Annotated in this window: 22 protein-coding genes and 2 pseudogenes; 4 read left to right on the top strand and 20 right to left on the bottom strand. The window is 41.4% G+C overall.

What is annotated here, in order from left to right; all coding sequences use genetic code 11:
• Positions 1-12 precede the first annotated feature (12 nt).
• Entirely contained in the window at positions 13-1,473 is a 1,461-nt protein-coding gene (locus JL57_RS28355) for an amino acid permease (RefSeq protein WP_034145241.1), read from the bottom strand.
• A 422-nt stretch (positions 1,474-1,895) separates the two neighbouring features.
• Between JL57_RS28355 and JL57_RS28350 the strand changes: the two genes are divergently transcribed.
• Positions 1,896-3,320: a sigma-54-dependent Fis family transcriptional regulator gene (locus JL57_RS28350; RefSeq protein WP_034145240.1), complete on the top strand. Its 1,425-nt coding sequence runs from the start codon at positions 1,896-1,898 to the stop codon at positions 3,318-3,320.
• Between the two features lie 35 nt (positions 3,321-3,355).
• Here JL57_RS28350 and JL57_RS28345 read toward each other — a convergent pair whose 3' ends face one another.
• The 16 genes and pseudogenes from JL57_RS28345 to JL57_RS28270 all read right to left on the bottom strand — a co-directional run bounded on the left by JL57_RS28345 (position 3,356) and on the right by JL57_RS28270 (position 19,682).
• Positions 3,356-3,556 (bottom strand): hypothetical protein, encoded by a 201-nt coding sequence (locus tag JL57_RS28345; RefSeq protein ID WP_034145239.1) that lies wholly within the window; start codon positions 3,554-3,556, stop codon positions 3,356-3,358.
• Between the two features lie 167 nt (positions 3,557-3,723).
• Entirely contained in the window at positions 3,724-5,400 is a 1,677-nt protein-coding gene (locus JL57_RS28340) for a sodium:solute symporter (protein ID WP_034145238.1), read from the bottom strand.
• Between the two features lie 353 nt (positions 5,401-5,753).
• A pseudogene (locus JL57_RS35850) lies at positions 5,754-7,220 on the bottom strand (trimethylamine methyltransferase family protein).
• A 288-nt stretch (positions 7,221-7,508) separates the two neighbouring features.
• Positions 7,509-8,147: a B12-binding domain-containing protein gene (locus tag JL57_RS28325; RefSeq protein ID WP_034145236.1), complete on the bottom strand. Its 639-nt coding sequence runs from the start codon at positions 8,145-8,147 to the stop codon at positions 7,509-7,511.
• A 207-nt stretch (positions 8,148-8,354) separates the two neighbouring features.
• A complete protein-coding gene (gene pylSn / locus JL57_RS35845; protein WP_291300696.1) occupies positions 8,355-8,675 on the bottom strand; it encodes a pyrrolysine--tRNA(Pyl) ligase small subunit in 321 nt (106 codons plus the stop codon).
• 75 nt (positions 8,676-8,750) lie between these two features.
• Positions 8,751-9,572, bottom strand: coding sequence for a 3-methylornithyl-N6-L-lysine dehydrogenase PylD (gene pylD / locus JL57_RS28320; protein ID WP_034145235.1), 822 nt, complete (start codon positions 9,570-9,572; stop codon positions 8,751-8,753).
• A gap of 5 nt (positions 9,573-9,577) precedes the next feature.
• The gene (gene pylC / locus JL57_RS28315) at positions 9,578-10,768 is read right to left on the bottom strand and encodes a 3-methylornithine--L-lysine ligase PylC (RefSeq protein WP_034145234.1); all 1,191 of its coding nucleotides are present in this window, start codon (positions 10,766-10,768) and stop codon (positions 9,578-9,580) included.
• Positions 10,769-10,791: 23 nt separating this feature from the next.
• The gene (gene pylB, locus JL57_RS28310; RefSeq protein WP_291300695.1) at positions 10,792-11,898 is read right to left on the bottom strand and encodes a methylornithine synthase PylB; all 1,107 of its coding nucleotides are present in this window, start codon (positions 11,896-11,898) and stop codon (positions 10,792-10,794) included.
• A gap of 677 nt (positions 11,899-12,575) precedes the next feature.
• On the bottom strand, positions 12,576-13,529 hold the full coding sequence (locus JL57_RS28305; RefSeq protein WP_034145233.1) for a choline kinase family protein: 954 nt from the start codon (positions 13,527-13,529) through the stop codon (positions 12,576-12,578).
• 102 nt (positions 13,530-13,631) lie between these two features.
• A complete protein-coding gene (locus tag JL57_RS28300; RefSeq protein ID WP_034145232.1) occupies positions 13,632-14,582 on the bottom strand; it encodes a choline/ethanolamine kinase family protein in 951 nt (316 codons plus the stop codon).
• A gap of 98 nt (positions 14,583-14,680) precedes the next feature.
• Positions 14,681-15,514 (bottom strand): pyrrolysine--tRNA(Pyl) ligase large subunit, encoded by an 834-nt coding sequence (gene pylSc / locus JL57_RS28295; protein WP_034145231.1) that lies wholly within the window; start codon positions 15,512-15,514, stop codon positions 14,681-14,683.
• Between the two features lie 424 nt (positions 15,515-15,938).
• Positions 15,939-16,187, bottom strand: a complete 249-nt coding sequence (locus JL57_RS28290; protein WP_291300694.1) for a hypothetical protein — start codon at positions 16,185-16,187, stop codon at positions 15,939-15,941.
• A gap of 24 nt (positions 16,188-16,211) precedes the next feature.
• Positions 16,212-17,594 (bottom strand): APC family permease, encoded by a 1,383-nt coding sequence (locus JL57_RS28285; protein WP_034145230.1) that lies wholly within the window; start codon positions 17,592-17,594, stop codon positions 16,212-16,214.
• A gap of 147 nt (positions 17,595-17,741) precedes the next feature.
• On the bottom strand, positions 17,742-18,038 hold the full coding sequence (locus tag JL57_RS28280; RefSeq protein ID WP_034145229.1) for a hypothetical protein: 297 nt from the start codon (positions 18,036-18,038) through the stop codon (positions 17,742-17,744).
• Positions 18,039-18,113: 75 nt separating this feature from the next.
• Positions 18,114-18,398 carry a hypothetical protein gene (locus JL57_RS28275; protein WP_291300693.1) on the bottom strand — a complete coding sequence of 95 codons (285 nt, stop codon included), beginning with the start codon at positions 18,396-18,398 and terminating at the stop codon, positions 18,114-18,116.
• A gap of 285 nt (positions 18,399-18,683) precedes the next feature.
• Complete coding sequence (locus JL57_RS28270) at positions 18,684-19,682, bottom strand: 4Fe-4S binding protein (protein WP_034145228.1); 999 nt, start codon at positions 19,680-19,682, stop codon at positions 18,684-18,686.
• Positions 19,683-19,997: 315 nt separating this feature from the next.
• Here JL57_RS28270 and JL57_RS28265 point away from each other — a divergent pair, with 315 nt between their 5' ends.
• Positions 19,998-20,324: a YnfA family protein gene (locus tag JL57_RS28265; RefSeq protein ID WP_034145227.1), complete on the top strand. Its 327-nt coding sequence runs from the start codon at positions 19,998-20,000 to the stop codon at positions 20,322-20,324.
• 182 nt (positions 20,325-20,506) lie between these two features.
• On the opposite strand, the gene JL57_RS28260 is transcribed toward JL57_RS28265, so the two are convergent.
• From JL57_RS28260 to JL57_RS28250, 3 genes are all read right to left on the bottom strand, one after another.
• On the bottom strand, positions 20,507-21,370 hold the full coding sequence (locus JL57_RS28260) for an SDR family oxidoreductase (protein WP_034145226.1): 864 nt from the start codon (positions 21,368-21,370) through the stop codon (positions 20,507-20,509).
• Positions 21,371-21,651: 281 nt separating this feature from the next.
• On the bottom strand, positions 21,652-22,569 hold the full coding sequence (locus JL57_RS28255) for a GTP-binding protein (protein ID WP_034145225.1): 918 nt from the start codon (positions 22,567-22,569) through the stop codon (positions 21,652-21,654).
• Between the two features lie 43 nt (positions 22,570-22,612).
• The gene (locus JL57_RS28250) at positions 22,613-23,989 is read right to left on the bottom strand and encodes a uroporphyrinogen decarboxylase family protein (RefSeq protein WP_034145224.1); all 1,377 of its coding nucleotides are present in this window, start codon (positions 23,987-23,989) and stop codon (positions 22,613-22,615) included.
• A 578-nt stretch (positions 23,990-24,567) separates the two neighbouring features.
• On the opposite strand from JL57_RS28250, the gene JL57_RS28245 reads away from it, so the two are divergent.
• Positions 24,568-25,227 (top strand): corrinoid protein, encoded by a 660-nt coding sequence (locus JL57_RS28245; RefSeq protein ID WP_034145223.1) that lies wholly within the window; start codon positions 24,568-24,570, stop codon positions 25,225-25,227.
• A gap of 3 nt (positions 25,228-25,230) precedes the next feature.
• Positions 25,231-26,445: pseudogene (locus tag JL57_RS35840) on the top strand (monomethylamine:corrinoid methyltransferase); the annotation flags it as partial.

Below are 26,445 nucleotides of genomic sequence, written 5' to 3'. Positions count from 1 at the left end.
GGAAAACTAAATCTAGTTAAGAAAACGTATACGGTTTCGTCTCATTTTTAATGCGGCTGCCGCTTCTTCGGGTGCCTCTTGCCGAATACTCTTAAGACTCCATTTAAAATAATAGAAATTAAGAATAATCAAAGCAAAAACTATTATTCTCCAATTCCCAAATAAATAATTATAAATTAAGCTAAATAAAATACCTGTCAATATGAGGATAATCATATATAACAGGAAGGAATAATAAACCCGTCTATACGAATAAAAAAACTCCGGCTCTGAATTACGAATTTTGATAAAAGAAATTATAACCAGCAAATGTACACAAACAGCTGAACTGAATGCCGCAACTATTAGAAGTTTGATCGGGACCATGTAGGACAGGCCTAAACTAATTGCTCCAGGAACAAGAATTGCATAATAATAAGTCTTCCTTGTGGAATGGAGCTTACTTAAAAAGGATGGGAAATATCCTCCTCTTGATAACGCATAAACTTGTCTGGAATAACCGTTTATAAACCCTTGCAGCGCGGCTATAAATCCGACTGAACTCAAAACTGTGAAGGTGCTTAACAGGACTTGATCCTCACTTTGAACATGTTCTAGTGTAAATAGCAAAGGAAATTCGCCGGCGTCTAAAAGTTGCCAATCAACCGACCCCACGGTAAAATACCAGATACTAAAACTAATTAGCACTGCCGTCAAAAGCCCAATGTACAGCCCCCTAGGCATACTCCGTTCAGGGAATCTGACTTCCTCTGCCGTCATTGTTATAGTTTCCAAGCCTAAAAAAAATAATGACACAAATGGAAGTGCTTTTAATATTCCTTGCCACCCAAAAGAGGAAGGTGCTGCTATTAAAAGATTAGTACTTTGTACAGTTTCGTAAGTTCCCAGGAAGAAAATAACAAGTACACCTAGCGCACAGCAAGTAATGCAGTAATGAACAAATGTCATAAGACTAGCACTGAATAGTTGCAAATTAACTAAGAGTAAGATAAATATGCTGATACACAACAAGGTGGCATACTCACTGTTAAAAAACGTTAGATAGTTTCTGAACGCTGCCAGAACAACCGCGGTACCAACAATAAATTCGAAACAAGTTAGAACCCCGGCCCAATAGGCCCCAAAAGACCCTAACCCTTGTCTAACGTACGCATAGGGCCCCCCGATGTATGGAAAAAGTACGGATAATTTTGCTGTAATCAAAAAGAATACTAAATAGCAAAAAGAAAGAATAATCAAGGCTACTAGCATACCCAGCGGCCCTGCTTCGCCCAAGCCCCAATTCCATCCAATAAACGGACCGGCCATGGTGGTACCTATACCCAGTACCCATAAGGATTTTGTATCTAAATTTTTCTTCAAGTATTGGCTCCGCAAAAAGTCCTCTGCAATACGATTGGTAATCAATATGTCCTGGGCATCGGATTTCATATCATTTGAGAAAAAGAGTGAACTTTCCTTATCTTGGAGCATTTTGACCAGACCCCCACTAATACCTTTTGTCTAGTTATATGTTGCCTTAGGAATATTCCACTGTCAAGAGTGGGGAGCAGGACTGATCAGTATAAGCCAAGATTTATATAAACATTCTTATATTGTGAAATTTTTTAGAGAATTCTTTCAATGTGCATGATAGAATAGTTGTAAAACGAGTCAGCATTGACTTCTTTAAGTCAGAATCAACAAAAAACTTTACGCAAATAATAAAAATATCGGATTCAAAGACCATTATATGATAAAATAATTATCCTATGCAAATAGGTGGAAATTTAGAGGTTTTTCCTGAAATAAGTCGAAACATAAGTTGATAAATGATTTCAACATTGAAAAAATTCGCCTAAAGATTAGGTTGCATTAACTATATAAAAACACACTGATTATAGGGGGTAAGCAGGATGAGTACTGAACTAGAAGAGTTAGATTTTTACACGCTTAAAAAAATTCTCGACAATTCCCACGACGAGATTTACGTTACCAATGCGAATGGAATTGTCATTTACGTGAATAATGCCTGTGAGAAACACTACGGTGTACCATCCTCCGAAATCATTGGTAAAAAGTCCAGAGAAATTTCAGAAAAAAAATATTGGGGTCCTCGGGTCAGCCCCATTGCCATCGATAAAAAAATGAGCATTACCCTCGAGCAAAAAACATGTACCGGTAAAACATTACTTACGACAGCAACTCCACTCTTCGACTCAGATGGTAATATTGAACTGATCATTGAAAATTCCAGAGACGTAACTGAGTCAGAAGGAATTAAACATGAATTAGATAAAAGCATTCAGTTACTAAAACGATATGAAAAGGAAGTTGCTGTCCTTCGCGAGAAAGAAACGAAGATCCCCGAGTTTGTATGCAAAAGTTCAATAATGGAATCCCTTCTGGCACTTGTTCGACGAATCGCTGCGGTGAATTCAACGGTTCTCTTGCTTGGAGAATCCGGTTCTGGTAAAGGACATATGGCTAAATATATTCACAATAACAGCCCAAACAAAAACGGCCCATTTATTACAGTAAACTGCGCTTCAATTCCATCCGAACTCATGGAAGCCGAGATGTTCGGCTATTCCAAAGGAGCCTTTACTGGAGCCAATATTAAGGGAAACATAGGTTTAATCGAATTGGCTAATGACGGTACCCTTTTCCTAGATGAAATCGCTGAACTTTCCCCTCGTATGCAAGCAAAACTTTTGCAAGTACTCCATGAAAATCAATACTTCAAAGTAGGAGGCCGCGAGATTCAACATGTCAATTGCAGAGTAATAGCGGCAACGAATCGCAACTTGCAAACCATGATCGCGAATGGAGATTTTAGAGAAGATTTATATTACCGTTTAAATATATTTGAGCTCGTACTTCCCCCCTTAAGAGAACGGAAAGAAGAGATTATTCCTTTAGCCCAAGAAATACTGGCAAAATTTAATCAAAAATATAAACTAGACCACGAATTTAGCGAGAGATGTTACGATATATTTGTTGAATACCCATGGCCAGGCAACGTTCGAGAACTGGAAAATATTATTGAACGCTTAACCGTCATCACCCAGGCTAAGGTTATTGATGAATATGATTTGCCTAAATCCTTTCACCCTTCAATAAATCATCCGATCGACCAGATGCCGTCCTTCTCAGGCAAACCGCTTTCTCTTGAAGATGCTTTATGTGATGTGGAAAAAAACCTCATCTTACAAGCCTATAAAGAGTTGGGAAGTTCCTATGAAGTCGCCAAATCCCTGGATATTAGTCAAAGCAAAGCCAGTCGTTTGATACGAAAGTATTTTCCTTCTGAGGAAAATGACCTTAAAACGACGGATTGATTCTAAATTCTAAATTCTATATTGAATACACACACTTAATTAACAAAAAAAGCAATATAACCTAAGGCTATTGCGCAGACTAAGCCAATAATATTTTCCACAAAAAAAAGTTTATTAAGATTCCCTGAAAATTCTGGTCTAATCTTCTTTTTGAGATATAATGTGATCACCATTGCGCCCATATTAAGAACGAATAAGGGAATAAGTACAAATCTCGAAAAATCAGCTGTCAGCATTTTTTAAAACTCCTCTCATGATAGAGTTAATAAATTGTTAGCATTTAAAAAATTATATCGATTTAGGCAACGTATTACAACTTTATTAATATTGTAAAATGGCTAAGGAATGATTCCTTAGCCATTTTTATCTATATCCAAATCTTAATCCTAAATCTTCGGGTAGCTTACAGGTGCATCCCTGCAAAGAACTCTTCATTGTTATCAATAGGCTTATCTGAGATAGCAGCAAGCAGTTCCTTGGACGGCGGTGGGGATGCGAAAGTACCAATTAATACACCAGCTATACCGCAAACCAAACCGACGACGCAGTAACCCAAGTAGGAGTTAGCCATTGCTCCTGCACCGAATATCCAGTCCCAAACTGGCGTGTTATAAGAGAATTCCCATACTTTGTATTCCAGAATGAAGAAGGTAAAGGTTCCTATGGTGCCGAATAATCCACCTAACATTACACCTAAAAGTGTAGCACGCTTCCACCATAATACATAAAGCATCACGGAGACACCGGCTGTAAGCAACCCTGACGACAAGAAGTAGGCGTCATTGAGAGTCGCTCCCACGACTGGGCTGTTATAGAGTAAGGCCAGAAGAATATTGAGGACAATCATGAACACGGTAACCAAGCGCGACCATTTAACAATCTTAGCATCAGACCAGTTCCTCTTCTTGTATACCAGAGGTTGCAAAACATCATACGATAAGTTCATAGCCGTAATATTGCTGTAATTGGCTACCGTAGACATCGTATGAGCTGACAATAAGAAAATCAGCAGTCCTTTTAACAAAGGAGGCATATAGGTATTGATGTACGCTGAAATTATGTTATATGCACCTTTATCTCCCAGAACAGCAGCAGCAGCTACGACGCCGTCTGTTGTTTCAGGCGGGAACACGATTAGACCCAAAAGACCAATTATTGCAGCGGGGATAACGATAATAAAGGTATTGAAAGCGATGCTATATAGTCCACCTCGACGAGCTTCAGCTGTACTTCTAGCAGCTTGCGCTTTAAGCCAGAAATCTTCTGCAGCAGCCCAGCCCGGTACCAGTCCAAGCATGACAATCAAGGGGAATGATAAGGAAACATAGGCGAAAAAGCTGGTTGAATTCTTAGCCGCGTCAACCGGATAGGCAAGACTGTTAACGACAGGCTGGGCTTGCAGCATACCCCAAACCGTGGTACCTTGAGCAGTCGCAATGCCATCGGCTGTTAAGTAGATAGCAACTGCGGTGACAATCAAAATAATTGCACCCATGAAGAATTGAACGACATTGGCATTGATGACTGACCTGAAACCACCCATCCACATATACATGGCAATTGGAATTGCATAGATAATAATCATTGCCTCGATTGATATTCCCAGAGCCGGAGCCATGATTAATGATGCAGCATAAAGTTCTGCAGCCGACCAGATAGTATAAGAAAAGATATTAATGGGAGCAGAAAGGATCCTAGCAGGCAGTCCGAAACGCTTTTCCAGCATCTGGCATTGGGAGATAGCCTTAATCCTTCTTAATGGACGAGCCATTAAAAATTGCCAAATGTTTGAGAGAAACCACGGTATTGCCACGACCCATAATCCGGATAATCCCAGATCGTAGGTGGCCCACGTCATCCAGGTGATCATACCTATTAGCATCCAACCGGAAGCTACAGACATACCCACCATATAGGCTGGTTGACTACGACCTGTGATCCAATAATCATTATGCTCTTCTTCCGCACTAGAAGTAGCTTTCTGCTTTTTATAGGCATTCAGACCTACGGCGATTAGAAATACAATGTAGGCAATAAAAACTAACCAGTACCACAATGGACTTACATCAGCATAACCCATTCATTGTCACTCCTTCGATATTGAATTACAATGGAATCGCTTCTTCAACTCCTATTCAATTTTGATTAAACTCTCACCTTCCCTCTTTAGCAAAATAATCTACTCAATACTCCAGAAATATTATTGAATAGTCAAAAAATACCGGCTTGTATATCTTAATGCAAAAACTGTGCCATCTATATAAAACCCGATTGAATGCCCTATCCCTAGTAATTACGTTTATACGCCTTATAACCAACACCTATATCGAGTCAGTTTTAACTTAAGTAAGTCAAAGAAGTGAAAGAAGTGAAAGAGCCGATACTATATACCGACTCTTTCTTCATAAATACATTGCTACTATTGTTATGTGGTTAGAATTTCGATTTTCTAGGTCGTCTTCTAGCTTCTTTTTCCTTCGCCTTGATTTCTGTTGTTTCAGCTTCTGCTTCTAAAACAATGTCTTTCAACTGGCGTTGGATATCTTCTGAAAGGGGATTCTGATTTTCGTAGTTCTCAAGAATATCGATGGATTTAGCATAAGAAGTTTCGACAATATCCTTACTGCCAGCTGCTTCCCAGTTTTCACGATTCCTGCGATCTAACAATTCAGATTTGGATAGCTCTTTGTAATGCGCGTAAGTGTGATCACAGCTAATGAATTCTCCGCCGATACCTACCGAACGGACAACTTCCAATGCCATTTTCTCATCACTTATCGGAATACCTTTAATGGTATGCAAAATCATACGAGCCATTTCATTCTGCATAGCCATTTGAGCATAGTCCCAAGTTAGGCCACCTTCGAGCATCCCCAAACCATATATCATGTTAGCGCCTGCTAACGCTGGTAATAAGGCGGTCAGGGTAAACTCATGGGCTGCTTGGGCATCAGGTACTTTACTATCCGTCTAGCCACCGGCGACCCAGACAGGGATATTATAGAATTGAGAAAGTTTGGCACAAGCTGCGCTAAAGAGAGCAAGCTCTGGAGTTCCTACGCAGGCCACGGTTGTTCTCAAATCCATCATGGTCGTGGAAGTTCCATAGACCATGGGATACCCTCTCTTTTCCAGCTGACCCAAAACAAACATACTGAGAATTTCGGCATTATGGGTCACAAGAGTGCTGGCAAGGTTAACACAAGTCGTCCCGCCAGCTAATCCCATGGAGTTAATTTTAGCCGGAACGCCCAAGCGAATTGCTTGAAGTAGAGTATCAGTTGCACCCTTAGCATGGACAAGGGGGGCGACTGGGTCTGTACTTTGTGAGAAAAGGGGTCTTTGTCGGAATTTATCTTCGCCACCGGAAACAAGATAGCCCATTTTGGCGACTGCTCGCATGTTTTCAGGACGATTCATCCCGATATAAGCATGCTTGGTAGAATAGTTATAGAACGATTCGGCAATATGCACTTGCGCAACGTCTGGGTCTACTTCCGAAGGACCTAAAGCCCTTTCAAAGACGATAATTTGATCCATCGCTTCACAGAAGCGGGTTACATCATCCACGTCTTTTTTAAAGGGTTTTCTAAGCTGCCGAGTATAAGGGTCAATCATCCGGATAGCTTCACCGAAGTTAACAAATCCGGTCCGATTCCCTTCATTGAGCCAGTCATTCTCGCGTTTTCTGCCACATGCTCTAAAGGTCTTAGGAATCGAGCGAATGGCGTCCTCCACTAAGAACGCAGGAATTTTCACAATATTAGTAGTACGGTCAAGGGTACATCCAGCACTATAGAATATCTCTCGTGCCTCTTCACTTTCCACCTTTACCCCAACATCCCATAGAAGGTCCAAGGTCGCTAAATGGACATCATACAGCTCATCGTTGGTAAACATATTCAGCCCGATCCCCTCCATGCGGGTGGAACCAGCGTGTATACCTCTGAATGTCAAAAAACTCACCTCCATATAGTTTAAGGACTATTAAAAGAAACATAAATGGTAGACCTAAAATCCATTTTGTGTGGACAAACCACCCCCTTAAATGGCCTTTTAATTTCGCACTAAATCTTTATCCTGTTTTCAAGACCCTCACTTCTATAAGTGGGGGTGGGTTCTTCGTAAACTTCAGGTGGGGTAGAGTCCCCATCTGAAGACTCGATGTTCAGCTTCAGCTGAACGAGTTCACTTGGACGCCAGAAGTCTCTTGCAAAGTTCTACAGCTGAGCCGGCATCTGCTCCATAACCGTCCGCACCAATGGTGTCAGCATATTCCTGAGAAACGGGAGCTCCACCAATAATTACTTTCACTTTGTCTCTGAGCTCCTCTTCTTCCAACATTTCAATAATGTCTTGCATAGCAGGCATCGTTGTGGTTAACAGCGCGGACAGTGCTAAAATATCAGGTTCATGCTCAATAATGGCATCAATAAAGTCTTCAGCTGAGACATCGACTCCCATGTTGATAACTTCCAGCCCGCCACTTTCGATCAGCATACCGACTAAGTTTTTGCCGATGTCATGAAGGTCTCCCTTAACAGTGCCAAGCAGAATTTTGCCTTTGCTTTTTTGGTCAGCAGCGGCAATTAACGGTTTCACCAGTTCCAGACCGCTACTCATACTTTTTGCAGCCATGAGTACCTCTGGAACATACATATCCCCAGCCTTGAAGCGGACACCTACAACGTTCATACCAGCAATTAAGCCTTCGTTTACGATTTCCAGTGGATTGTTACCCGCTGCAATCAGGGCCTTAACCTGATCCAAAACCTGATCTTTTTGTCCCTCGATAACACTTTTTGCAAGATCCGCATAGTTAGCCATTCCTAATTTTCCTCCTCTTTTTAGGTATTCATAACAAACCAAAAATCTGATTTAGCCCACTTACCTGTGCAAACCTCGCGCCCCAGGTAATGGTCTTAATAATAAAGCCCGCCTACCGCCAAAGGTAAGAACAAGCATTATCAACTAAAGTAACCTTCTATACAAACACTGTTCTTTTCTGAGCCTTAAAAACAGTTGAATTAGAATTTATAAACGGGACCCGTAGTTTTGGTTGACAAATGTTGCTGAGTATTTTACCAATTTCCAGTTCGGAATTTTGCATGTACCGCAAGCCCTAAAGAACAATTTGTTTCTAAGGCAACGAGCAGCCCGGCTATTTTTAGAATTGTAAATCATGAATGATTCATTGCAATGAGTTATGATTTCGGCGCGATTCCCTCTAATCGTCATGCTCTTAATACCATGCAACGTCCCACTTTTTGAAGGCCATAATTTGAGCTTCTCAACAAACTTGAAGAAATCTACATTTTTACGATAATAACGCTTTTTTGACGAATCTACCGACATCTATCTCAACTCCAATCCATCCTAAGATTCCTGTGATTCGAGTGAAACCAACTTACTTTGCTACGCACAAGACAGTTACAAAACTTCCCCTAGCATAGTGGCTACTCCGATTTGCAGCGGATCATGCAGCAACCGATCAGTAAGTAGTTGCTCTACCCCTAATCCCTGCACTCCTAAGGGGATTCCAGGTGCTGCAATTTTTGTATTCTTCGAAATATACCTTAGCTCTATAACATTCTCAGCTGGACAAGCATCCACAAAAATCTGATGTCTTGCTAAGGCGCTCTCCAAGTCAGTCTCTACCTGAACGCTATAACCTAACTCTTCGATTACACCCCTCAGACGTTGACTAGCAGATAAATCTATATCAAAAACAGTTACCAGCGCTCCATAACGGACAAGGGTTAAAGCAGCACTGTTTCCTACTGGACCAGCCCCTAGGAGCAACACGTGCTTACCTTCAAGCCCTTGGCACATGTGCTTAAGGCCTGTAACATAACCTTTACCAGTCGCATCGCCGTTATCAGACACCTTGCCTGTTTTAAGATTAATCGCTACAAACCGATGATCGTCGGCCATGAATAAGATTTCCGCACCCTCTTGAACTGCTTCAGCAACACCCCCAGCGTCGCTGTTGTTTGTAATAACAGTCCTAAAGCCCAGATAAGTAATAATGCTGGCCACTGATTCTGAAAATCCTTCGATAATTCCCTGACCACAGGTCATGGGTACTACCGCCACAAGGGGATTCTGTCTATCGAGGTAGTCGATCTTTTTGCCCGAAGCCTGGGCAGCTATTTCCTTTAAAGTACATCCCGTCATTCTCACGAGATCGTTATTATAAACCACTAAGGTTTCGGCGATTTGGTTAATATCCTTTTCCTTAAGTCGTGTCAATATTGTCAACTCCCTGAAGCGCTTTTAGTATGCTTAACGCTCTCTTCATAGACTGGGTATCGGTCAAGATAATGTCGAATACCCCATTCCTTACGGATCGCTTGGATGACTGCGCAGCGCTTATTCCACGCCTCTTTTAAGTCTAAACCTGTGATTATAAGGGTTGCTGCCCACTCCGTTTTACCTGGTGAGTAGTTGGTAAGTGCTTCATCAGCTCCAAAGAAATCCGGATAAAGATAGAGCGGTCCAACACCCGCCATAATATGTTCGCCAGAAACTTCGAGACAGTCATAGCCTACTTGAATGTGTTCTAGAATTGCACCGCACTTTTCAATAATCTCAAAGGCAGACCAAGACTTATTAAGGACAAAGGCTTGACCGAGGATTTCTAACATGTTAATCCCAGTAGCATGATAAACTGCGATAGGAGTTTGACTGGGAAGCCGAGCATCTATTTCTAGAACTTTCAGCTGTCCTCTATGTAATATCGTCTCAACATCCATAATTCCATTCAGATTTAAGCTCTTGGCCAAACTTAATCCGATCTGCTCAAACTCTTCCCTCAGCGAATCTGATAATTGGGCCGAACCCACAACTCGTTTGCAATCATAGACTTGATCCATCTGCAATTCTGTGATTTGTAAGACTTTATAAACTCCAGAAAAACCGATAATCTCCAGTGAATATGATGGACCTTCCAGGTATTCCTCTATGACCCAATCCTTCATACCTTTTTCAAATAAGCGGTGAAATTCTTGACTACTCTCGAGTTTGACAACCCCCTCACTCCCACTTGCTCCAGAAGGTTTTACGATCAGGGGAAAACCACACTCCGGCCAAGGGATTGGTGCAGGTACTCCCAGGCGACCAAATAATTCATTAGACCTAATTTTCGAAGATGAGATGGCATAAGCATTCTCGTCAAACATCAAAGGCACATCGGCATATTTGGCACTTCTTACAAGACTATCTAAAGCGACTTGATTTTCTAAAGCTGGAATGATCAGATCAAAATCTTTTAGAAAAGGTATCCACTCTACAACTTTTGTGACATCAATTGAATGAAACTGATCACAAAGTTCAGACGCCGGAACCCAAGAATTCTTATCAACTAGGACAACTTCCCATCCAGCCTTCTTGGCCAGATAGACCGCCTCAACTCCCTGAAGCTTACCCCCAACAACAACAACCCTCATGCTAATGCTCCTCCCCAAGGAAATTATGAACGATTTTGACGCTTCAGGACCCAGTCAGCATACTCATCTCTGCTTGCCGGAACCAGCCCGTGCTGAGCTAGTACCGGAATAATTCTACTTACCGTTCGATTTCCGTCATCAATATCCAGGGATTGATTAGACACTCCAGCCAAGCCAGACTGGGGAGGAATAATCGAGGTTACAACATTAGCCCCAGCGTCAAGGCGATCCGCTAAACCCTTAAGACCATCAACATCTAAGGAAGCTGGAATCAGGCGATCCGGAAAGACTAAACGCATAATAGCGATGATTAGTAACTCTCTATATGGAGCTACCGAAGTGAAGCGGTGCATAGGAGTGCCCTCCTGCGGAACAAAACTCATAACCCGTACTTGATCCGCTCCTAAACTTTTCATAGCCTCCAGCGAATCTACCAAGTCTTCGTCCGTATCACCCACCCCAGTCAGTAACCCTTCTTCAATAAGAAAACCTAACTTGTGGGCTGACTTTTTTCCTTCCATGCGTTCAGAATAGCTTTGTCCAAGTCTTAGTTTATGATATAAATCAGGGTTATGGGTTTCTTGATAGGTAGCATACCAATCGATGCCGGCTGCCTTAAACTCGCGTAGTACCTCCTCCGAAACAACTCCTGCGGAGATCATAATCGGAATCTCTGTGCTTTTTTTAATCAGTTCTACAGTTCTTATCAAATGTTCAAAGCCTGACTCTTGTTTGTCAAAATAATACGGATCTTCTCCCATGGTTAAATCCAACAAGTGAACTCCCGATTCCACGAGACTTAAAGCTGTTTCCATGATTTCTAAATCCGTTTTACGATATCGTTCTAGAGAGTGATTTGACTTACGATACAGACAAAAAGCACATTCATTGCGACAATAGGTTGAGAAATAAACAAATCCGTATATAAATATTTTATCCTCAAAGTAGCGGGTCCGAAGCTGGCGGGCAACGTTAAACACTTTTGAAAGATCTGTTTCTTCAGACAACGTCAGCAAAAACAAAAGTTCGTCTCTGCTTAAAGGGTTCTCTTGAGCCGCTTTTTCTAGAATCACGTCTAACTTTGAGCTTGCACAATCTAACATCAAATCACCTTCTTTTTGTTCAATCATTTCTATAACTCCTAATCTTTAATGATGCAAATTCTATGCCAAGAGATAAATATTTGTCGGCTGTTATCAGATTCTCTTTCTCGATCCCTGAAACCCACGCACACTAAGGCTATCCGCAAAACCTTACTCCATTTCGGTGGAAATAGTCGAGTATTAATTTTTAAATCTTAGTGAAAATATGGATTAATTCAAGTCCATCAGCACTCTGTTAAGTCATTATTAACTCACACAATTAAAAGGGTACCCTTTGGTACCCCGAAACATAGGCAAGGATTTAGACGTCTCTCCTACCCACGAAGTTTATCTGCAAACTCCGACTTAAGTGCGCGATAATATTAGATACTACCTCCCCTAGTAACATTTTTAACTTATTATATTCTTAAGTTAATACAACCGCAATAAATATAAACCTTGCTTTAATCCATCTTGTCATTACGGATTGAATATTTGATTTATTCTTTTGGATCTCTTTCGACAGCAGGCAGGGTATCCCTAGTGATAAAGAAAAGTCTGCATCTTTATTGACTTAAATAATTAAGAAAGGATCCAGTGTCGATAGCACTGGACCCTTTCTTGACGAGATGTTTGAGGTTTTCGAGATATTGAGATATTGAGATATTGAGATTAGAGAGGTAGTTGAGTCATATAGTTAACAAGATCCGAACCAAGAAAGAATCTTATTGATTCGCTTTAATAGATCGGTCTAAACTACCATTATGAATTAAGGCATACGCTCGGTTATATCGATTCAATCCATACGGCCAATACTCATCTCTCGATTTACCCATAGCGATTTGTAGTACGGCCCAATAGGCCCATAAAGTATCACATAAGAACTTATTAATAATTAGGGAACCTAGTTGTTGCTCTGTTAATTCCCCGCCATAATACTCCTTTAAGAAAAAGCGTTCTTGTTCATCCGTGAGTTCTGCCTCAATGGAGAGCGCTCCCAAATCAAACAAAGGATCATTCATACCGCCATATTCCCAATCAATTAAGTAGAAGTTCTTCTGATCATCCAACCAGTTTTCGCATAGTGGATCATTATGGCAAGGTGCTAAGCGCGGGGGATTATTCTTAAAGAGCACTCTGAGTTCTTCAATTTTTCCCCGCATGGTTTCTGCACCTTCATAGAAGGCAAAGTTTTTCTCTGCTAATAATTGAATATAGGTTTCGATTTCTTTTAAGGGATTAAAGTCAGAGATAAATTCTTTATTTGAGTCATGGTATTTTCTAAAAACATGTGCTGCCATACTCAAGTAGCGTGCTTCTTCTTGGAAATCCTTGATGTGTAAAGTTTTGCAATCGTCAATATACTTACACACTTGATTTCCTGTTGTTTCATCATAATAAATAATGGGCGCGCTAATTCCTATATCAGCCATAACTTGAGCATTGTGCTTTTCAGCTGGGCGATTTAAGTACTCCATTGTTCCTGCTCCAGCAAGCCTTAGCGCATAGGTTACTTCATCTATCGTAACTTTGTAGTTACTGTTCGTTAACCCACCAGGTAAAATTTCAATAACACTAATTCTCGAATTTGAAAACTTTGGGATCTCACTAATCAGTTTATAGACTCGCCCAATAGTCTCCAATGAGATAGAGGGCTCAATCAAAGTTATCTCATGCATAAAACTATATCCTCCAATGCAACTTATAGACTAATTAATCCTTTGCCCTAATTGCAACAATATATTACTAAAAGGTCTGCAGATAGTCCAAGACACTGAGCCCTATTGATTAGCTTTAATTGAGCGATCTAAACTTCCATTATAAATTAAATCATAAGCTCGATTAAAGCGATTTAACCCGTACTCCCAATACTCTTCCTTTGGTTTGCCCATGGCAATTTGAAGGATAGACCAATAAGCCCATAAAACGTCGCACAGGAATTTATTAATAACGAGGGAACCCAATTGTTGCTCTGTCTGTTTCCCGCCAAAATATTGTGTTAAGAGAAATTGCTCCTGTTCTTCAGTAAATTCAGCTTCGATAGATAAGGCTGCTAAATCAAAGATGGGATCGTTCGTCCCAGCATACTCCCAATCAATTAGGTAGAAGTTCTTTTTGTCATCCAACCAATTTACGGGAAGAGGATCATTATGACAAGGAGCCTTAGGAGGGGGGTTCTTTTTAAACAACTCTTTAATTTCTTCAATCTTTTGGACCATTGTTTCTGAGCCTTCATAAAATCCGTAATTCTTGTCAGCAAGTAGTTTTATATAAGCATCAATTTCTTTTAATGGATTAAAATCGCAGTAAAATTCTATATTACCGTCATGATATTTCCTGAAAACTCGGGCTGCCAAAATGAGGTAATTCTCATCCTTGAAATCTTCACCATGCAACGTTTTACTATCGTCAATATATTTGCAAACCTGATTCCCAGTAGTTTCGTCGTAATAAATAATCGTGGCGCTTATCCCCATATCTGCCATGACCTGCGCATTGTGTTTTTCAGCAGGGCGATTTATATACTCTATGGTTCCGACTCCAGCAAGCCTTACAGCATAGGTCACTTCGTCGATCGTAACTTTATAGTTACTGTTTGTTATTCCTCCGGGTAAAATCTCAATCACATTAATTCTTGAGTTCGAAAAATAAGGGATCTCACTGATCATTTTGTAAACTCGCCCAATAGTCTCCAAAGAGATAGCGGGTTCGATCATAATTTGTTCATGCATAGACAATAAATCCTCCCATTCACTAATTGCACTTTTTTAGCATCCTACACCCTAAGTATCAAGGATTTACTGAGATTGGTAATATTGTCGATCAGCCCTTAAATGTTTAAGCGTACTCCGTCAAGATAAGTAAGGCTTCTTCCCATACTCTGGACATTCTGAGATTCTTCCTTCATCATTAATAGACGTTCTAAACCAAATCCAATCCCAACCCATGGATCAATAATCCCCCACTGGTCGTCTAATACATGGGGACCCATAGCACTTGAACCTAACTCGATACCTTTAACAACATCTAAGGTATCTCCATAAACAACGGACGAGGTTAATTCCAACTGATAATCGGCAATACCGACGGTATCCATGACCAAAGATGCAAGTTCTTCCAAGCGTTGATGTCTCTGATCTTCTGGTAAACCCAGTTCTGTCAGGTTAAGCATCGTAAACTCGTTTAAATGTAGAGAACCCTTAGACTCTTTCCGGTAACAAGTCCCGACCTCGAAGATGCGTATCGGTTTTTCCCATAAACGCAATAAATCTTTCCAGAGTGTATATAGATTGGGCGCCAGCATAGGACGTAAACACCGCTTTGCATCAAGCCAGAATACTTGGGCAAAAAGCGGATGATCCTCAGAGACTGACATTTTAGCTAAGGATGCTTTGGAGATTATCGTCGGAGTGACCACCTGTACGAATCCTTGCTTAGTCAAAGCTTCAACGAGTTGCTGTTCGAGAAGACATATAGAGGGTCGTTTCTTAATATCCCGCAGTTCCAATAAACGCTGCTTTCCATCGAGCACCAAAAGATGTTCTTGCTCTTGAAAAGCTCTGTCGCGCGCTTGCGGAGACTCAAAACACATTTCTCGCTGGGCTTCGCTGGCATTAAGTTCTTGTAATCGTTGTTTTTGGATCGGCGTCCATGTGATGTTCAATCAGCTTACCTCCAGAATTTATTGGCGAGGAGTACGGGAGTTTCACCCGTCTACGCGGATTTAGAGTCCACGCGATCAATCCGATCTACCCCCCATGTATAATGGATTCTAGAACTTCACTGGAACACGATTTTTATATTATGCAAATTTTGTGCCAAATTCTACTTTTAAGCACCTAAACATAATTGTTTTTAGCTGCAATTTTCAGCAACTGTTTCCACAAGCGACCCTAGATAGCATCTTCCCTAGAATTTCTAGGATAACCATCGTAGTTTGTTCAGGCAAACTGAAGCTTAAGCAGAAAATTGGCAGAAGATTAACCATGCTCCTAGGTTAACTTATCTTAGTTTTCTCAATAGTTCAAGTCACGAAGGACTTTTTTCAGTCATTCTTAACTCATAAATGACTTGTAATTAGGGTTCTCTCATCTCGAATAACTCACTCGCTTTTTTCTTGTCATGTGATATACCTCGAGAACAGAAATTACCCAAACAGCGATTCCTCCAGAATATCTACCAATCACGGAAATTTCAGGCGAAGTTAATTGAAAAGTAATGTAGCCAAAGATACACATCCAAAATAGCATCACTAACCCACGCATGGGCCTCGCTAAAAAGAGATAGCCTGAACCTGGAATGATCATAGCAGCTATGATAGGAATTTGATGTGGCAATCGAAGCCTCCTCCTGATCATCCCTTAGTACCCACGAGGTCTAGGCCAGCGACTAGATCCAGCCTGGAGAAAAGCCTTTGTATCTACAAATTTATAGCGATGCAAGGTGAACCACAGAGAAGCCAAAAAGTAAAATAGTAAACCTGCTAAGACATTCACCCAATACCCGAAATACATTCCGCCTAACGTCGTTAAAGTCAGTACCAGTAAGATCAGTGCAGGAAGAGGATGCCAAGGAGCGACATACCCACGTTCAATCGAGCCCATGGGATACATCTTTCGGAATTTAAACATCATGTATCCCATGAATAAATAGACCAGCAAGGCCGAAAGGATCGAAAAAGTAATAACCTGATCCAACAATCCAGTATAACCAAAGGCAATCGATATGGGAAGCAGAAACAAAATTGCCCGATAAGGAGTCTTATACTTTGGATGGACCGCTGAAAAGGCACTTGGAATCAAGGTATCTCTTGACATCGAAAACCAAGCCCTACTAGCATCATTGATACATCCATTCGCGCTCGCCATACAAGCTAAAATCGTACCAACAAACATCACGACAATGACCCCTGACATTTTTGTTGCCAGAGCAGCTTCATAAAGGGGGTAAACAGACCCGCCGAGAGTACCTGCCTCGACCAAACCAGAGCAGACGAACCAAGTTACAGTGGCCCCGACCAGTAAAGTTACCATTCCGATCAAGGTACCCATGGGAAGTGAGCGAGCGGTTGAACGGCATTCCTCAGCGGCTAAAGCAGTTCCTTCAATTCCCAGAAAAAACCAAATTCCAAATTGAAGAGCTGCTACAACCCCAATCCAGCCATAGGGTAATCCGTTGGTTAGTTCGGAGAGCCTGAGAATGCTTTGCGAAGGGATATGAAACTTCGTTGAGAAAAGAAGAACGAAGATAGTAACAAAGGCAATCGCTGTAATGAAGAAATTAAGGGTTAAGGTTGCATAAACCCCTCGATAGTTAAGATATGTTAACAATAATAACGTTAAAATTACATAAGGCAAGCTCTGAATCGCCGGATTAATCGATTGCAAAATTGCTCCGACCACCAAGGCATCTGCCGCTTCAAGCATGACGTATTCAAAAACCAGCATTAGTCCCACGTTAAAAGCAGCTAGGGGCCCGAGAAGATATTTAGCCATTGCATATTGCCCACCAGCTTCAGGAATGACTGACCCGATCTCGGTGTTAATCATTACTAAGGATATATAAAGAATTCCGATGACCCAACAGGCGATAATAGCTCCCAGCGAGCCTCCTTTTGCGACTGTGAAGTTCCAGCCCATAAATTCTCCGACTAGAACAATACCGACTCCCAGTGCCCATATATGCATCGGACCCAGGACTTTTGAAAGATGTTGCTCCTGTTGAACGCCCACTGAATCACTCAAGACTTGCCCCCTCCTTTGCGGTTCGTTTCAACACGGATAAAATCTTGTGCCATAATTACAAACAAGATTGCGCAAAGCCCCCAGGCAACCCAGTTCATTATTCCCCATATATTCACGGTTGTGTAACCTCCATCCTAGAATTTTGCTTTAGCTAACCTTTTTATGAACTTCTTTGTAAAGATAACTAATCATGGCTTTAAGTTCCTTATTAGAACTAGAAAACACGTAGAATAAATAGATTCCTAAGGCTGAAACAAGCATTAAGAAAATCGGCAAATTGAAGGAATAATCCATCCCCCCGGTGGACCCCGAACCCACTAACACCTTACCTCTCATCAACATAGTTGAAAGAAGTATAACAAAACACAATACCATGATGAACATAACGTCAAATACTTCCATCAAGGGACTGTTGACAGGTTTTTTCTCCTTATCCGCTTTCAATATTCATTCTCCTTCTTAAGCAAGCCTCAATATCTAGGCATTGCATCCAGAATATTTCACCTCCGGCATAGCCGGTCATTTAAGACTGCTTGGCACTGTATTTTGCAATTCTTCGCTATATAGGGCAATGCGATTTTTCTTTAGATGAACTAATACAGCAACTAAAGAACTTGTCACGAAAATTCCAGCGACAACCCCAGCGACTAAAGCAACATTCCGAATCAAATCACTCACTGCCAATCTAGCAACGCTCATTAAAACGAAACCTAAAACCACCCAAACAAATAGTATAAAGACAAAAACTAGCCCGGTATCCTGCCTGTACAACTTATTAATTTTCGACCCATCAAACTCCAACATTATCACCTCACAGATTTAGTCTTAACAAATTGCAAAATGCAATTAGCGTGCCAAAAATCCGAGTCAGATAGTATACCTTGCGTTAATTTTTCAAAGCATAAACCCTTCCACCTATTTAGCATATATCTAACCAAATTTATTTTGTTATTCCTAACAATCCATTGATTTAAGACTTAATAATTTTTGAATTTTCTATTGAGTTCGACTTATTACTACTTTAATAAGTCAAAATTAACTTAACTCATAAAAAACAACCACCTGCTTATAAACAGATGGTTGTCCAGTTCAATGCCCAATTTGATCAATCACAGGCAGGAGTCGTCTATACACATCCATCGACATCTTTGACTCCCAATGTCCTGTGAGAATTGCAACACCGATGATCAAAATCCATAGACCCAGAACACCAAGAGCTAAGTGTTTTAAGGTAAGAGATCTCTGACCTGATACGGCTTGAAACGTCAGAGTCTCTTTAACTGGACATTGCTGCACACAGCTCAAGCAACCCGTACACTCTGGAGACCATACCTGACCTGCTTTTTCAACAAGAATCCGATTCGGACAACTTGCTGTACATTTCCCACACTGTATGCAAGACTGCATATTGCGTGTAATTTTAAACGGACTGAGTGTACTAAACAGCCCTAAAAGTCCACCATATGGGCAAAGATAGCGGCACCAAAAATTTTCGAAGAGAATCGAAAGTAGGACAAGAAAACCAATAACTGACATCCCTACAATGCTTAAGCTCTGAAAAAATCTCAGCATTTTAACATCCGATACCATGTTGTAAGGCGTATTCATGAAAGCCACTGCGTCTGCCCCACTCATTCCAAATAAGATCAATGAGACAAAGATGAACAATAGAATGTATTTAATCGATCTAAGAACATAGTCCAACCAGTTTGGAACTTTGAAATTCCTACCAAAGATCATTTTTCCGATTTTCGCCAGTCCTTCAGAAAGTGTCCCAATCGGACAGATCCATGAGCAAAAGGTCCTTTTAAGCAATAGAGATAAAATGATGGCCGCCAAGAAAATAACTAGACCCGCTGGATGGATAGGGTCAAAGTTTCCCGTGGAGATCCATGCTTTCAAACCAACTAAGGCACTGATCGGCAAAAAAGCCTCAACTCCGGCAGGTCGGGATACATTAGTTATTGAGTCATTGGCAACCTGTTCGAGAAACACCACAAAGGTTATTCCAATATAAAGCACGACAGCCGCAAACAGTATTTGGACAGCGTTTCGAATCGTAAGCTGCTTAAAATTGCTTGATTTCATAAGGTCCCCCTTTCAACCATGTAAACGCTAATGGAATAAAATTAATCAATATTAAATTACTCAAGCCCCCAAAACTCACATGCTTAGCGGCAAGCATTTAACCCTTCGATCATTATAATTAATATATAAATAACAAGACGTGACTTTAATCACAAATTTGGCAATTTGTGCGGATCAATATCAAACTATAAGCTAAAAAAGGACATAAGCGTCAAGTATAAATGAATGAATTATATATTAAAACTAATCATGATATACTTACTATATTGGCTATATTCTTCCAATATTTCTTATGAACAGAAGGAGATTTATGTTATGTTTATTGCAATATCCTTATTTATCTTAGCAGGATTAGCCGAAATTGGCGGCGGTTATTTAATTTGGCTTTGGCTTAGAGAATCAAGACCGTTATGGTATGGCATAATTGGGGGATTAATCCTCATAGTTTACGGTATAATACCAACGCTACAGAAATTTCCTAACTTCGGAAGAGTCTATTCAGCCTACGGGGGTGTTTTTGTCATTTTGGCGATTCTTTGGGGTTGGGGGATCGATCATAAAGCTCCAGATATCTATGATTGGATTGGATCTGCTGTATGTCTAATCGGTGTATCCATCATGTTATGGGCTCCGCGTTCTTGACTTATAAAAATCTTTTTAATATTAACCAAAAGAGTTTACTATTCTGTCATTTTAAATCAACCTAGAAGAAAGCCAACAAAAGCACAGGATATTGAACCATCCTGCTCTTGTTGGCTTTCTTCAATTAATTTATCAAGAGTAGATTTCTAAATTCTACGATCTCGCCTTAGTCGAGTAGTAGTTTAATTGTTAATGATTGTGCCCCCATTGACATGAAGCATCTGCCCAGACATATAAGAAGAATCACTCGAGGCTAAAAAAACATATACTGGTGCCAACTCTTTAGGTTGCCCGGCCCGTTGCATGGGGGTTGTACTTCCAAAGGTCGCCACCTGATCCGCCTGAAAGCTAGCAGGAATTAAAGGGGTCCAGATCGGACCTGGCGCTACACCATTGACGCGAATCCCCAATTTACAGAGTGATTCTGACAGAGAGCGGTTGAAGGAAACAATAGCCCCTTTACTCGCGGAATAATCGATCAATTGGTCGTGTCCCTCATACGCCGTAATCGATGCCGTATTAATAATCACACTTCCTGATTTAAGATGGGGAAGGGCCGCTTTAGTTAAGTAAAAATAGCTAAAAATGTTGGTTCGAAATGTTCTTTCAAGCTGTTCACTCGTTATATCCAGCAAACTGTTTTGCGAATGCTGCTCTCCGGCATTGTTGACCAAAATATCAAGTTTCCCATACGTCTGAATCGTCTGATCGACCACTTGCTGACAAAAGGTCTCGTTTCCGATATCTCCTGCTAATATCAGACAACGATGCCCTAATGCCTCCACTCGTCCTTTCGTCCCTTGCGCATCCTGATGTTCATTGAGATAGGCAATCACAATGTCGGCCCCTTCTTTAGCATAAGCGATTGACACAGCACGACCAATTCCACTGTCTCCTCCAGAAATTATGGCGACTTTTCCATTTAACTTATTATTTCCCACGTACATTGCATCTTCCGCGATTGGTAACGGATTCATCAAGGATTCAAGTCCAGGTTGTTGATCTTGATGTTGAGCCGGAAACGTGGGTTGAGGTACTTTTGACATCGATTTATTTCCTCCTCAATTGCTATTTCACCTATTAAAATGACCTTTTATTTAGTCTGTACACATTGTTTTTTCCCTAGTCTTTCTCTTTAGCATGTTTTTTTACATGTCACACATTACTTTTTTTATACCAGATAGAAATTAAATAACTATTGACAATCTAATATTTCTCATATATAGCAAGAAACTCCTCCAATCCCTTATAAGGCATTACGCAAAATTACGCACTAAAAATCGAAGGAAACTTGAATTAATAGTGGGCGATGCATATGCATATTTCATCATATCTTTATTGATTTGGGGGCATTCATTTTTATCGCGTTAGCTATGGCCCCTGTCAAGCCTATCCCAACAGCGGAAATAAGTACTATTTCAGAAGATGGAATATCTCTGGTCCATGGCATGATCATCATATGAGAGCGCACACAGCTCACAGAATAATTGGTATCTCCCACGGTTACAAAACCTTTCATACGATAAGTAAAGGGCGCAATGAAATTTAGAAAACCCTGAAGTTCTTTCATTGTAATAGATGGCAGAACCTTGATGATAAATGTCTGCGGCCTGTTTTCCGGCGTATTGGTGCTGTCTTTGCTCGCCGATTTTGAGGGCTGCAAATTCATTACTAATGTATTGATATCGATATTGCAGTGACTGGTAAAATATATAGGGGCATGGGTATTGGCATTCCGTACTTCTGCCTGGATTTCGGCCTTAATTGCGGAAGAAATCAGATCTTCTTTGTTTACAAGAACAACCCCAGCATGGGTCAACTGGTGACCTACTGCCGGAAGAAGATCGTTCAATTCAAGAAAAGCTTCGCCGTCCAAAACACATATGGAACCTGAATAGTGGTACGAATGAACAGTGTATTTGTCGATCACCTGCAGAATCTGCTGCATGTTACCAGGATCTGCCAGTCCGGATGCTTCGATAAACAGATATTCGAAGCCTTGGGACGACATATCGATAAGAGCCTTGATGAAGTTCTCTTTGATGCAGGCACAGAATATTGAGCCGTTGGATAACTCACGCATAATAATCCCGTCTTTTTCTAGCAAACGGGCATCGATATTGATTTCACCGAATTCGTTTACGATAACCCCCACTGGGCTGTCCTTATAGTAATGAAGCAGGCGCTCCATAAGCGTGGTTTTTCCCGTACCCAGAAAGCCTGTAAGCAGGATCAGTTGTGTCATAAAGCATCATTCTTTCCATCTCAGACATATTAATCGGCACTTCTCATTTGTTGTGCTTTGCATTGTAGCGTTTGGTTATCTCGGCGATCAATTCGTCTCCGTCGGGAATTATGGAAATGTACACACTTTCACCGTCAATGCACATAGTGGGAAGATTTTTTAGTCCCATTTTAGCGGTTCTGGCAATGTCCTCTTTGATAAAGTACTTATAAACAATATAGTCAGCCATATCTTTAATCTCATCAAAAATATCGGTTACACTTTTCACCATATAAGTGCAGGCGGCACATTGTTCTGGATCCAGCGTGAACAGTTCGATATATACTTTATTCATGCCTGAGTAATTGGGAATCTCGATTTCAATCTGGTCAAAGTCGCTTGCGGAATAGTTGACAACCATGGCACGGGCGTCATCAGGATGATGGACAGCCAAAGCACAGGCAACTGTATTTTCCAGAGGCACATCATATGGCATATCACAGCCGGGACTGATAATGAGGTTGTGTTTGTTGTCGATGCTATCGATCAAATCCAGAACGCCCTTTATATTATCTTGTTGGGTACCGAAAAGCATGGTGGTTGTCAGCGGAATGTTGCCGCTCAGCGCAATGTTATAACGATCCGTAATCGCTTTGGCGGAAACCATATCGACGTTTTCGTCGACAGCCATGGAATCCGGATAGGTCTCACACATGACTTCTATTTGGTAAGAAGCATTCCCGCACACAAAGAAAGAAGACTTTACACCCTTCAAACGGATATAGTCAAAGACAGCTTTGAACGGCTCGTGCATCAGATTTGCAAATACCTTCGGGGAAATCTGGCTGACCAATGGGTCAACGACAGCGATCACATCCATGCCAGCATCAATATATAAGTCGGCCATTTTCTGAGCATACTCGGCACAAAAGGACGTGAGCTGTACGACGTAATCAGGATCTTTTCTAATATCTTTAAAAAAGTCGCTTCCGCGAAGATGCGAAGCGAGTGTCAATGGTCCGCAGATCAACCCGTAAAGCGCGGTTTTATCGCCAATTTCTTCTTTCATCACGCGCATTGCTTCCAAAACAACGGGTATCCGTCCAGATTCCGGAGTCGGGAATTTGCATTTGCAGGGAATCCCTTTTTCTTTGTCGAACAGGTGAGACACAACGGAGGGGGGGTTGTAATCAGCCCACATAAGCTCACAACCAAGAATTTCGGCTTCTAGTTGCAAGTCAAATGTAATTGGCATACCGTCCGGTTGATAAAGCTTGTATACTTCCCGCAGACTTTCGATTAATTTGGCGGAATCAGTTAAGACTTCTCTTCCTGAATAACCTTTTAGTTTTCCTGCATGGACACCCGCGAAAGGAATCCATGGGATCTGTCCGTTAGTATCCTCGTGATTCAACACCTTCATTAGTAATTCTTTGCCCATTTTTGTATCCTCCTGACGTTTTGAAATGAACATTCATCCACCGAACCCCGCGTCAAATGCAGGGCTTTCTATACAAAGAGACGCTTCCGATAAGCTGGTACAGCGTCTTTGTCTTTGCTGTGATGAGTTTCTTGTTGATTTTAAAGAAGTATAAATCATGGTCTAAAAATTGTGAAGCTACAATTTGAAAGGATTTTCAGGATACAATTTCTTCGGCAATGAAATCGTCCAAAGTGTATTCTTCATTGACTAAGTGAAAAAGCTACATTGTTTAATCGACAGACACAGACCGTTGGGAATTGTATCCCGAAAAAATTCTAAAATTGTATCTTTGAAGCTAAGGAACGGTATCTTATAATTTGCATATAGATTTGGCACAGAAGACAGACAAGACGAAGTGATATGCAAACAATGGAGTCGCAAATATTTATGGCTCTTTTTTTATTGCCATTTATAGCTTTAGGGGTATTGCTTGGCATTAAAACAATCTTGTGTTAAATCAATCATATCGTTAGCTTGTTTGTAATGAGTCAGTATTCTAGCAAAAGAAAAATTCTATCAAAGGAGGAGAAACACACTTGAGCGAAGATATTTATGCAAAACTCAAAAATTCGATTGTGGAAATGGACCCCGATTTAGCAGAAGAAGCAGCTAATGAGGCCATTGAAGCAGGCCTTGATCCGTTGGAGTGTATCAGCTTGGGCCTCTCGAAAGGCATGGCGGTTATGGGTGACTTGTTCGATGTAGGCGAGGCTTTTGTTCCTGATTTGATGATGGCTTCCGAGGCATTCGAAACCGCTGTCAATATCTTGACGAGTTCAATGTCTGCCGAGGAGAAAAACAATGCTTCCAGTGGTAAAGTAATTATTCACACAGTGCAGGGCGATATTCACGATATTGGCAAGAACATAGTAAGTACAATGTTTTCGGCAAACAACTTTGAAGTATTTGACCTTGGACGCGACGTGCCGGTTTCGTTAGTTATCGAAAAGGCTGAAGAATACGGCGTGGATCTTATCTGCGGTTCCGCCCTTATGACGACAACAATGGCGTCGATGAAGGAAATTATCAATTCTCTCAAGGAAGACGGAATTCGTGATAAATACATCGTCATGTTCGGAGGCGCTCCCGTATCTGCAAAGTGGTGTAATGAAATCGGAGCAGACGGTTACACCGATACGGCTTCAGAGGTAGCTGCAATGGCCAAAGACTTGATTGCCAAGAAAAGAGGTGCATAATTGATGAATGCAATAGGGAAAAACGTTACGGTGTTTGACGTATATGATCGGGCAAAGACCGGACCAAAAATGAACGAAAAAGATTGGGATTTCAAATTAATACCGCAGACCGCCCGAATATTAAAAGATAAATACGGAATAAAAATGGACAAAAAAACAATTATTCCGGAGGACAAAGAACTTATAGACAAGCTGTTTAATGCAGGTTTGGAGATGCTGGTTGAGTGCGGCATTTACTGCATGGATACCGGACGGGTAATCAAGTACACAAAGGATGAGGTGCTCCATGCCATTAAAGCCGCACCGGACCATTTCACGTACGGTGAAGGCAAAGAGGCTATAAATGTGGTGCCAAGGAGTTATGATTCGCCCAAAGCTCCCGTTATTCAGGGTGGCCCAACTGGTTCTCCCTGTTCTGAGGAACTATTCCTGGCAATCCACCAGTCCTATGCACAAGAACGGATCATAGATGCGATGGTTGACGGTGTGTTGCAGACTGTCATGGGTAAGGACCCGTCGCCCGGTTCTCCGTGGGAGATAATGGCTGTGCGTTCAGAGGCTTTACAAGTGCGCGAGGCACAGCTCAGAGCCGGACGCAAAGGCATGGGAACGTAGGGCAATGAGACATCATTAAGTGCCGCAGGGGTCATATCTGCTGACTTTGAAGGCGGCATGAGGCCATCTGATTCACATGAGGTTTCTCAGCTGAATGAGCTCAAAATCGACGTAGGTGCGTTGGTTGTTGGAGCACATTACGCTACAGCTGGTGTAAACGTAATGGTAGAACAGATGCCTATCTTCGGCGGATACGCAGGTGGCCTGGAAGAGACCACAATCGTTGATGTCGCTACAACTTTAAACTCATTTGTAATGTTACAGGCCACCTGGCATCTGGATGGGCCGGTGCACGTGCGCTGGGGCATAACAACGACGAGAGAGGCTCTTGCCGTTGCTGGTCACGCAGCTCGTGCCATTGAAGAGAATACCCATCTGATCTTGGGAAATCAGTATTACACTTTAGCAGGTCCCTGCACAGTCATGTGCTTACTGGAGACGGCAGCTCAGGCTATTACGGATACAGTCAGCGGACGAGAGATCTTGTCCGGTGTCGCTGCCGGTAAAGGTGTTGTCACTGACCTCTTTACAGCCATGGAAGCCCGTTTCATGGGTGAAGTAGCCCATGCAGTTGCGGGAATGGATCTTCATGAAGTAAACATT

Source organism: Desulfosporosinus sp. BICA1-9 (genome assembly GCF_000802135.1).
This window is presented reverse-complemented; position numbering and strand designations above follow the sequence as displayed.